This window comes from Clostridium sp. (assembly GCF_040797585.1).
Lineage (GTDB): Bacteria > Bacillota > Clostridia > Clostridiales > Clostridiaceae > Clostridium_Z.
Genome location: NZ_JBFNEO010000091.1, coordinates 1 through 10,803 on the forward strand (window position 1 = coordinate 1; position 10,803 = coordinate 10,803).

A 10,803-nucleotide genomic window follows, 5' to 3' on the forward strand; every position below is an offset into this window, starting at 1 on the left:
ACTTATTTCAGTTTGAGTTGCTTGTTGAGCTGGCTTATAATATCCTTTTTCTTTAGCTTTTTGATATAGATTATATTGACGTAATTCGTCTTGGTTTCTCATTTGCTGTATAGTTTGACGTAATTCTTGATTTTCTGTTTGGCTTATGATTCCACCATATCCAGTTAAACTGCTATTAATCATACTTAAATAATCATTTATCATATCTTTTTCTTGCATTTCGGCACCTCCTATTTTAAGAAAGATAATAATTTTTCTTTACTTTTCTTAGCGTCTTCAGCATCAGTTTTTAACATTTCCTTTAAAGTAGGATCTGTACACTGATTTGAGAAGTCAGTAAGCTTATTAGAAACTGTTTCGTGAGCTCCAATAAGATGACGAATATTTTGTAATTCTAGTTGATTTAAATTTGACATGGTATCACCTCCAAATTATATTTCAATAATATTATTAGGATTAACATTTAAAATTATTCTAGATAAGTTTTTAAATATTAAATTAGGTGTATTACTGAACTTTTTAACAATAAGAATAAGTTTATGTCTTATAAGAAAAGATATTAATGATATAAAATATGGAGGTGTTTAAATTTGTTTAAACATGATAAGAAGTTATTAAGAGAAGTAAGAGTAGAAAAACCTAATCCTCAATATGCTGTTTTGATGCAAGAACAACTAGGGGGAGGTAATGGAGAGTTAAAAGCTGCTATGCAATATTTATCACAAAGTTTTAGAATAAAAGATCCAGCAATAAAAGACTTATTCCTTGATATTGCAGCAGAAGAGCTTAGCCATATGGAGATGGTTGCACAGACTATAAATTTATTAAATGGCCATGACGTTGATTATAAAGGGGTAGATGCAGGAACAATACAAACTCATGTATTAGGAGGCTTATCACCAGTATTAACTAATTCTTCAGGGGCTCCATGGACTGCTGATTATGTAACAGTTACAGGAGACTTAGTTGCAGATTTACTTTCTAACATAGCTTCTGAACAAAGAGCAAAAGTAGTTTATGAATATTTACATCGTCAGATTGAAGATAAATATGTAAGAGAGACAATAATGTTCCTATTAGAAAGAGAAGAGGCTCATAATGCCTTATTTAGAGAGGCTTTAAATAAAGTTAAAGATACAGGATCTAATAAGGATTTTGGAATAACAGAAGACTCTAAGCTTTACTTTAATTTATCAACACCAGGAGAATATTTCAAATCACCAGATCCAACTGAAACATCTTTTAATAACCCAAGAAAATAATTATTGTAGTATATAAAATATATAACCTTCTTCATATTTTCTATATATAAGTAATGTAACATATAGTTAAAATGAAAGACTTTTAATAGAAAATTATTAGGAGGTTAATTTTAATTATGAATTGTCATGGTAATAACAAAGAAAACAAAGGAAATAAAAAACATAGCCATTTAAAGCACATGTTACACATGATTATTTGCTGTGGATTACCTATATTGCTCATTGTGGCACTCTTACCAAGTATAACTAGATACAGCCCAGGAGCTGGTAGGGTATTTTCAATAGTAATACCATTTTTATGTCCAATAATGATGATTTTTATGATGTCTAAGGGAGATAAAGAAGGAGGTTGCTGTGGTAATGGACATAGCCATAGTAATGCACCTAAACTAAATGAACCCACAGAATAATGTAAATTATAACTAAAAGCCTGCAGTTAAAGTCTGCAGGCTTTTAGTTTATTTTATAGATAGAAGCTTATAGGTTAAGATTTTATTCTAAAACTTATATAGGGTTTTTAGTCTAAATCTTAACTTATACATGTACTTAAATCCTTTAAAGTCTTAGATTTTAATCAGTGCATAAGATAAGTTTTGAATCAAAAACCCTATAAAACGCTAATAGTACCTATTTTTATGTCTTATTTTTAGTGAACTCCTTTGGAGAGTATCCAGTATACTTTTTGAATATATTAGAAAAGTATCTGTAGTCTGAATATCCTACCATAAGAGCTATTTCAGACACCTTAAGATTAGGATCTCTTAAAAGTTCTATGGATTTTTCTATTCTAAGAGAGTTAACATATTCGCTAAAACCTACACCAAGGGTTTGTTTGATTTTTCTGCTTAGATAACTCTCACTTAAATAAGCATGTTTTGCAACGTTAGATAGAGACAAATCCTTATTATAATTATCTTTTATATAATCAATAGCCTTAGAAATAGTTGTGTCTTCTGATTCTATGTATGTTTCTTTAAGGAGTCTTATAGAGTCTATACATATAGAATGTACTGAAGAGAAGGCTTCATCTATAGTTTGTAATTTAGAATCCTCTTTAAACATATTAGTTTCTCTTTCTATAAGAAAATCAGTATTTAAGTTATAACTCTTAAGCATAGTTTTTATTCTAAATATAAGGTTTAAGGTTATTTGATTTATAATATGTTCCTCTATCTTATAAGTTTTAAAAATATTAAAGTATAAATCTTTAAGTTTTTTCTCAAGCTTTACTTTATCTTTAGCCTTAATAAGCAGTATAATCTCTTCATGTTTTTTTATAAGAATATGGTATCCGTTAATATCTATAGAATTAATACTATTTATATCTTTAAAATAGATAATATTACCCTTACCTAAATATAGCTTTTCTTTCAAAGCTAGCTTACTTTCATCATAGCATTCTTTTATATCATATAAAGTATTTATATTAGATACGCCCATAGTTATATGTATATTATGATTATTAATAAGATTCTTCTGCATATAATTTAGCTTATTGTGAAGAAGGGCAAAATTTGTAGAAACATTAATAATTAAGGCAAGCCTGTCTTGGTGACATTCTACAACAAAACATTCCATATTAAACTCTTTATAACAAGCTTCTCTTATAAATCGATTATGAGTATATATTTCTTCCTCACGGCCTTCTTCAAGGATCTTACTATAGTTGTCATTCTCTATATTTACAATAATCATATCTCTAATATTTATATTATTAGAGGAGAGTATAGAAATCATAGAATCTTTATTAGATATTTTACCCCTCATGGCATCCAAAAGAATCCTTTCTTTTGCAATGGATGATTCAAATTTTAATTTATGTATAGCTTTCACAGAATTTTTTATAGATGATATAAGTTCATCTTGATCTAATGGCTTTAGTAAGAAGTCCATAGCCTTAAGCTTTATTGCTTGTTTTGCATATTCAAATTCATCGTATCCAGTAATAATTATAAATTTACAGTAAGGAAGAAAAGCTGAGATTTTTTCAGCCATTTCAAGTCCACTCATAGAAGGCATATTTATATCTGTTATTATTAAATCAGGCTTTAGTATTTTACACTCTTCTATGGCATCATTAGGATTATCAAAGGCTTCTAAAAACTCGCAATTTAAACTTTTCCAATCTATAGTTTTTTTCATACCTTCCCTTGCAAAGTATTCATCATCTACAAATACAACTTTTATCATATAATATTCCTCCAATGGAATAGGATTAATTAGAACCTAATATTATTTTTATACAGGTCATATTATCTTTAGTTTCTTTATATAGTCCAAAATCTTCTCCATAATGAATTTTAATTCTAGAGTTCACATTATCTAAGCCGATTCCTTCACCCTTATGCTTGCTATTTCCAAGGCCTACTCCGTTATCTAGGACTTCAAATATTAGCTTTTCTTCATCCACATATCCTCTTATGATGATTATTCCATCACCGCTTTTTTGTTCAAGTCCATGGACTATGGAGTTTTCAACTAAAGGCTGAAGAAGTAGTCTTAAAATTTTCTTTTCATAAATATTTTGTTCAATATCTATATTTACTTTGAACTTATTTCCATAGCGTATTTTTTGTATGGTTAAGTAATTATTTATTTGATTTATTTCCTCGGAAATTGTTACAACATCACCTTTTTTAGTAACGCTGTATCTTAAAAAGTTACCAAGGCAAGTTATCATATTGGAAACATTGTCATAATCTTTAAGCTTGGCCATCCAATTTATAGATTCCAAAGTGTTATATAAAAAATGAGGATTTACCTGAGCTTTAAGAGCTTTAAATTCAGCTTCCTTTAAAAGGTATTGTTTTAAATAAACTTCTTCTATAAGTTTATTTATCTCTTTAACCATTTGGTTGAAGCTATTCCCAAGATGAGCTATCTCATCATTCTCTTCTATGAAAGGAAACACTACATTTCTATTTCCTTTCTCTACTTCAGTCATAAGATTACTTAACTGATTTATAGGATTAGATATACTTCTAGATAAATAATAAGAGCAGTATACTCCAAGTAATACTCCTATTATTAGAAGACCAATAAAGGACAGTATAAGTATTATAATTTTATTATACATAGACATTAAAGGCACTGCTTGGACCACTTTAAATCCCGTTAATGGGGATGTAGTGAAGTATAATTTAGAGTATGAATTGTTTAATTTCATATATAAAGAGTCCTCATTACTACTTAAAATTTTAACAAGGGCATCTTCATCAAATTTAAATCCAGTCTCATTTTTATTTCTAAGATCTGTTACGATGTATCCACTTTTATCTAATATGTATATATTATCTTCAGGATATATAGAAAAGTTTTTAATAAGATCATTTAAGTAATCATCATATATATCTGTTATAACATAGCCAAGAATATCTCCATTTTCCTTTTGTCTAATTTGGGTCCCCATGGCCATAACTATATCTTTTGACTCCTTGCCATCTACTCTTCTGTGAATGTAAGATAAACTTTTACCTTCTACCTTATCTAAGATATCAAAAAAGTTTCCACGACCATCTTCATATATTGGAACTAAGTAATCTGTAGTACTAAATCTACTATTTCTATCTTTATCAATAATATGTATAGGTACATCTAAGGGTTGGGTAGCTAAGATACTATTAGTTATTTTATATAGCTTTTGAGTGTCATTAAATTTATCAAAGCTTTTAGAAGAATACTCACTAGAGAGAATTCCCTGAATTTCATCATTAAAGGATATATAATTGGTCATGGAGCTAAAGACAGTCATGGTAGAATCTACAAACTTACTAACTATTTTTAAGTTATTTTCTAATGTAATATTTCTTTCTGAGTTTGTGTAATTCAATGTATTGTAATAAGATATAAACATAAATATAAGGGGTATCGCCATTATAATAATATAGGTTTTAAACAATCGTTTCCTGAACATAAATATCCCTTCTTTAATTTAACTTGTGTTAAAAATATAGACAATATATGAAATCTTTTTAAAATTATTATAACACCAAAAATAAAAAAGACATAAGGGTAAAACCTTATGTCTTTAAATTATATTAAATTATGTGAACATTAACAGCATCAAAGGATACTTTAATCTGAGAGCCTTCTTCAAAGATATTCTTTCCTTGAGGGTTATTAAGCTGAATTTTAAGCTCACTATTTTTAGTTTTTATTATGTAATCCTGGTAAGATCCCATGAAGGTTGATAGAGTAACTGTTCCAGCCAGTAGACCTTCTTCTCCTATATCTATAGCTTCTGGTCTTAATACAATAGTACATGAATCCTTAGCTTTTTTATCGCCAGTATAAGTAACTGTAAGTTCTTGACCTTCAACAAGGATTTTAGCCTCGCCATTATTTACTTCTATAATTTCTCCATCTATAAAGTTAGCAGTTCCAATAAAGTCAGCTACAAACTTAGTTTTTGGAGTATAATAAATCTCTTTAGGAGTACCAACTTGTTCTATAATTCCTTTATTCATTATTATTATTCTATCTGAAAGACTCATAGCTTCAGATTGATCATGAGTTACATATATAGCTGTTATACCAACCTTTTGTTGAATTTTTCTTATTTCTGTTCTCATGTATACTCTAAGCTTTGCATCTAAGTTAGATAAAGGTTCATCGAATAAAAGAACTCCAGGCTCCATAACTAAAGCACGAGCTAGGGCAACTCTTTGTTGTTGTCCTCCAGATAACTGATTAGGATATCTATTTTCCATTCCTTTAAGACCAACAAGATCGATTATAGTAGTTACCTTTGATTTTATAGTTTCTTTATCTAGCTTCTTAAGCTTTAGTCCATAGGCTATATTATCAAAGATATTATAGTGAGGGAATAAAGCATAGCTTTGGAACACCATAGATGTATCTCTTTTATCTGGTGAAAAATTATTTATAACTTCCTCTCCAAGAACTATATCTCCAGAGGTTGGAATTTCAAAACCTGCTACCATTCTTAAGGTTGTAGTTTTACCACAACCGGAAGGTCCAAGTAGTGTTACAAACTCACCAGGCTTAATATCAACTGATATATTATCAACTGCTTTAAAGTTGTTATTACCTTCATATATTTTAGTTAAATTTTTTATTTTAACACCTTTGCTTGACATAGTTATACCTCCGTATTATAAAAGTGAATATTTAAATTATATATTTTATGGGTTTAAAGATCTTCTTTGCTTACTCCTAGCTTACTTAGTGCAAGGTACATTATTGATATAGCGATATAAACAATTATTATTAGCACTGTTGCAAAAGCACAGGCAACTCCGAATCTTCCTGTGTCCACTTGGGAAAGAACTTGAACAGTTAACAGCTTATAGTCAGCAGATACTAAGAATACCACAGCACTTACAGCAGTCATACTTCTAACAAAGGTATAAACTAGTCCACTAAAGAATGCTGGTTTAATTAATGGTAGTGTTATAGAGGTAAATACTTTTCTAGTATTAGCTCCAAGGTCTGAAGCAGCTTCTTCTATAGCTGGATCTATTTGCTGAAGGGATGCAACCCCAGATCTAACCCCTACAGGAACACTTCTCATTATAAATGAAATTACAATTATAGTGGCAGTTCCAGTTAAAACAAGAGGCTTAGAGTTAAATGCAGATATATAACCTATACCCACAACAGTTCCAGGTACTGCCATGGCAAGCAATGAAGTAAATTCAATAAAGCCTTTTCCAAGGAATCTCTTTCTTACAATTAGGAAGGCTATTATCATTCCATAAATTCCAGTTATAGGTGTTGCTAAAGCTGCAAGATAAGTTGTATCTTTTAATGAATCAAGCCCAAGCTCAAATACATATTTAAAGTGATCTAGTGTTAATGAGTAATCAATTCCCACAACTTTAAATAATCCACCTAAAGGTATAAGTATATAGAATAAGAATACAATTAGTGATATTATTAAGCAGAAAATATCTATTGGCCAAACTATTTTTCCTTCAGTTATAACATCACGTTCTCTTGAAGCCTTACCTGTAACAGTAACATAAGATTTTTTCTCAATCCAATATTTTTCAAGAACAAATAATAATATGGATATAACCATTAATATAACTGCAATAGCTGCTCCGCCCTTCATATCATAGTTACCAATGGCTTGCATGTATATCTTAGTAGCTAGGGTAGAGAAGTTACCACCTATAACCATTGGGTTTGAGAAGTCTGCTACAGATTCTATGAAAGTTAATAAGAATGCATTAGCAATTCCAGGAGCCATAAGAGGTAAAGTCACAGTCTTAAAGGTTGTCCATCTAGATGCTCCCATATTTCTAGCTGCTTCTTCAAGAGATGGATCTATTTTCTTTAATAGACCAGTTAAAAGAAGATAAGCAACAGGGAAGAATGTCATAGTTTGAACTATAACAACACCTTTGAATCCGTATATATTAGCATCCTGTATTCCAAGTAATTGTCTAGTTATAATTCCATATTGTCCAAATAATATAATAGAAGATAATGCCAGAACAAATGGAGGAGAAATTATTGGCAATATAGATACTACCTTAAATATTTTCTTAAAGTGAGATTTTATATAAGAGTCTGCATAGGCAAATATAAATCCTATGATTGTAGATAATATACCAACAGTAAATCCTAAAATTAATGTATTCCATAAGGCGGATTTAAAGTCTGAGTCATTTAAGGTATTTATATAAGCATCCAGTGAAAAGCCACCGTTATCCAGAAAACTAACCTTAAGTACTGCGATTAAAGGATAAATTATAAATATTGCTAAGGTTAATATGACAAAAATTATTGTAATTAGAAGCAGCGGATCACGCCAAATTTTTTTCATGTCCGATTTGTTTAACATATTGCTTCTCCCTTCATAGAAAATAAATTTAATATTTAATTTAAAGTCTTAAAAGAGACCAGAAAATCATTCATTGTTCTGGTCTCAAATTAATTACTTAATAGCTTTGTTCCATTTTTCAACTAATGAAGTTCTATTTTTACCTGCCCAATCTAAGTCGTATTTTATAAGCTTTGTATCTTTTACTTCTGTAGCTATTTCAGGAGCTTTAGCGTCCTTATTAGTTAAGAATTGATAAGCACCAACTGTTTGACCAATCTCTTGAGCTTTTTTAGTTAAGCACCAATCTATAAACTTCTTGGCAGCCTCTTGGTCTGGACCACCTTTTATAATACCAGCAGCACCGATTTCATATCCTGTTCCTTCTACTGGAGCAGTCATAACAAGATCTTTCATGCCTTCTTCTCTATACTTTATACCGTCATGTAAGAAGCTTATTCCAACCATAGCTTCCCCTTGACCTGCAAGTCTAGCTGGTGCAGTTCCTGATTTTTCATAAGACCTTATTTGACCATTAAGTTTTTTCATGTAGTCTAAGCCTTTTTCTTCTCCCATTAATTGAACTACTGTAGCTAAAGTTGTGTAAGCAGTTCCAGAAGATCCAGGGTTAGCAAGAGAAACTTGTCCCTTAAATTCTGGCTTTAATAGATCTTCCCAAGACTTAGGAGCTTCTACTCCTTTTTCTTTTAATAATTTTTCATTGGATATGAATCCTAAGTATCCTACATAGATTCCTGTCCAATAACCATTTTTATCTTTATATTCATCTAATATGTCCTTAGAATTTGGAGATTCATACTTCTCTAAAAGGCCTTCCTCAGAAGCTTGTATGAAACCATCAGCAGGGCCACCAAACCATACAGAAGCCTTTGGATTAGCTTTTTCAGCTCTCATTCTAGTTAGTATTTCTCCAGAGCTCATTCTTACAGCTTCTGTCTTTATTCCAGTTTCCTTTTGAAACTCATTTACAGCTTTAACCATATAGTCTTCCATAAGACCAGAGTAGATTGTAAGTTTTAAATCACTGTCCTTGCTTCCGGACTCTTTACTTCCACATCCAACAAAAGCAGTCATAGTCATTACAGCTCCAAGAGCTAGAGCTAATAATTTTTTCTTATTCATCTATTTTTCTCCCCCTAATATATTTAGATTATTGTTTTATGACTTTTTAGCCATAATGAAAATAGATTTTAACAATTTGTGAATACGTTTTTCATTATAAAGTATAATTTCATAAAGAGCATAATATAGAGCAAAATTTTATACATAAAGGTAAAAAAAATTAACATTATAATATTTTTAGGGAACATTTTACAGGAATTACATGTCTAATTAGGGGGAGGGATGAAGGTGGAATCTATTATAGAATTAGAAAACACAGTGGAATTTCAAGTTACTCTAGCAAAGAATGGGGATAAAGAAGCCTTTGCTAGAGTTATAAGACAACATAAGGAGTCTATGTATAGAGTGGCTAAATCTATACTAAAAATAGAGGAGGATGTAGAAGATGCAGTAAGTGAAGCTATCCTGAAGGCTTATACATCCATAAGAAACCTTAAACATAGCTCTATGTTTAAGACTTGGGTCATTAGAATAGTGATAAATGAAAGTAATAACTTACTAAAGAAGAGAAGAAAGTTGATATCATTAGATAAGATATTTATGGACAATGAAGGAAAAGAAGATACTCATAAAGATATCTCTTTATATGAGGCAATAAATTCCTTAGAGGAAGAGTTAAGGGTTACTACTATATTGTTTTACTTTGATGATATGAGTTATAGGGATATTGCTAGTATTTTAGATATTAAAGAAGGAACTGTAAAGTCAAGGCTTAATAGGGCAAGAAAAAAACTATATATGTTACTTAAGGAGGAATAAGTATGAATGAGTCTCATATTGATGATAAATTAAAAAGTATTGCAAGAAATAGCAATATAAATATTCCTCAAAGTTTTAATGAAAGATTTGAGGATACATTAAATGGTTTAGATAATAGAAAAGCTAGGAATATAAGATTTAGGAGAAAGTATTTAATAGCCTCAGCAATTTTTATTGTTATATTAACAGGAGTTATTTTTACACCGAATCCTGTTTCTGCATATATAGATCAGGTATTTTCCATGTTAAAAGAAGATAGAGGGATAAAGAAAGCAGAGGAAAAAGGACTTATACAGAACTTAAATGAAAGTGATGAGGATAAGGGAATAGAGGTAAAGGTTGAAAAAATGTTTTTAGATAAGGAAAGCATAGGGATATTCTTAGAATTAACCTTAGATAAGAAGTATAGGAAGGATTTTGATAAGATATCCTTTGGTAAGGCTTTATTTAAGGATAACAATGAGAATGTATTTTATTATGGAGATAATGATGAATTATATGATGAAGAATATCATAAGGGTAATCCAGTGTTCAAGTATGGAAAGCAAGATAATATTAACTTAGATGGACTTAAAGACGATGGTAAAATTAAATTAGAATATAGATTTGGGGTTAATTTAAAGGAGATACCAAAGGAAATAAATTTAGACATAAGGAATATACAGCTATCTAATAAAATAGGGCCTGTTAGGCGTGATCAAAAAGAGAATAATGGAGACGAAAAACATGTTAATATAGATGGAAATTGGAATGTTACCCTTAATGTTAATGAGGAGATGACAAAATTTAAGGAGTATATATTTACAGGAGAAAGTGATTTAATAAAAGATATTAAGTTAAGTGTATCAC

General features: G+C 30.0%; 11 protein-coding genes. 4 read left to right on the forward strand and 7 right to left on the reverse strand.

Features of this window, described 5'->3' with window-relative positions; all coding sequences use genetic code 11:
- Together AB2369_RS07515 and AB2369_RS07520 are read right to left on the reverse strand one after the other, a co-directional pair.
- Nucleotides 1–219, reverse strand: a 219-nt coding sequence (locus AB2369_RS07515) for a spore coat protein (protein ID WP_367665864.1), incomplete at its 3' end; no start/stop codon positions are given.
- Nucleotides 220–230: 11 nt separating this feature from the next.
- On the reverse strand, nucleotides 231–416 hold the full coding sequence (locus tag AB2369_RS07520) for a hypothetical protein (RefSeq protein ID WP_367665865.1): 186 nt from the start codon (nucleotides 414–416) through the stop codon (nucleotides 231–233).
- 174 nt (nucleotides 417–590) lie between these two features.
- On the opposite strand from AB2369_RS07520, the gene AB2369_RS07525 reads away from it, so the two are divergent.
- Together AB2369_RS07525 and AB2369_RS07530 are read left to right on the forward strand one after the other, a co-directional pair.
- Nucleotides 591–1,262 (forward strand): manganese catalase family protein, encoded by a 672-nt coding sequence (locus AB2369_RS07525; RefSeq protein WP_367665866.1) that lies wholly within the window; start codon nucleotides 591–593, stop codon nucleotides 1,260–1,262.
- A 116-nt stretch (nucleotides 1,263–1,378) separates the two neighbouring features.
- Nucleotides 1,379–1,672, forward strand: coding sequence for a hypothetical protein (locus AB2369_RS07530; protein ID WP_367665867.1), 294 nt, complete (start codon nucleotides 1,379–1,381; stop codon nucleotides 1,670–1,672).
- A gap of 223 nt (nucleotides 1,673–1,895) precedes the next feature.
- Here AB2369_RS07530 and AB2369_RS07535 read toward each other — a convergent pair whose 3' ends face one another.
- From AB2369_RS07535 to AB2369_RS07555, 5 genes are all read right to left on the reverse strand, one after another.
- A complete protein-coding gene (locus AB2369_RS07535) occupies nucleotides 1,896–3,452 on the reverse strand; it encodes a response regulator (RefSeq protein WP_367665868.1) in 1,557 nt (518 codons plus the stop codon).
- A gap of 25 nt (nucleotides 3,453–3,477) precedes the next feature.
- The gene (locus AB2369_RS07540) at nucleotides 3,478–5,115 is read right to left on the reverse strand and encodes a sensor histidine kinase (protein ID WP_367665869.1); all 1,638 of its coding nucleotides are present in this window, start codon (nucleotides 5,113–5,115) and stop codon (nucleotides 3,478–3,480) included.
- 184 nt (nucleotides 5,116–5,299) lie between these two features.
- A complete protein-coding gene (locus tag AB2369_RS07545; RefSeq protein WP_367665870.1) occupies nucleotides 5,300–6,361 on the reverse strand; it encodes an ABC transporter ATP-binding protein in 1,062 nt (353 codons plus the stop codon).
- Between the two features lie 53 nt (nucleotides 6,362–6,414).
- The gene (locus AB2369_RS07550) at nucleotides 6,415–8,073 is read right to left on the reverse strand and encodes an ABC transporter permease (RefSeq protein ID WP_367665871.1); all 1,659 of its coding nucleotides are present in this window, start codon (nucleotides 8,071–8,073) and stop codon (nucleotides 6,415–6,417) included.
- Between the two features lie 93 nt (nucleotides 8,074–8,166).
- A complete protein-coding gene (locus tag AB2369_RS07555; RefSeq protein ID WP_367665872.1) occupies nucleotides 8,167–9,195 on the reverse strand; it encodes an ABC transporter substrate-binding protein in 1,029 nt (342 codons plus the stop codon).
- 228 nt (nucleotides 9,196–9,423) lie between these two features.
- Here AB2369_RS07555 and AB2369_RS07560 point away from each other — a divergent pair, with 228 nt between their 5' ends.
- Together AB2369_RS07560 and AB2369_RS07565 are read left to right on the forward strand one after the other, a co-directional pair.
- Complete coding sequence (locus AB2369_RS07560) at nucleotides 9,424–9,954, forward strand: sigma-70 family RNA polymerase sigma factor (protein ID WP_367665873.1); 531 nt, start codon at nucleotides 9,424–9,426, stop codon at nucleotides 9,952–9,954.
- A 2-nt stretch (nucleotides 9,955–9,956) separates the two neighbouring features.
- Nucleotides 9,957–10,803, forward strand: an 847-nt coding sequence (locus tag AB2369_RS07565) for a DUF4179 domain-containing protein (RefSeq protein ID WP_367665874.1), incomplete at its 3' end; no start/stop codon positions are given.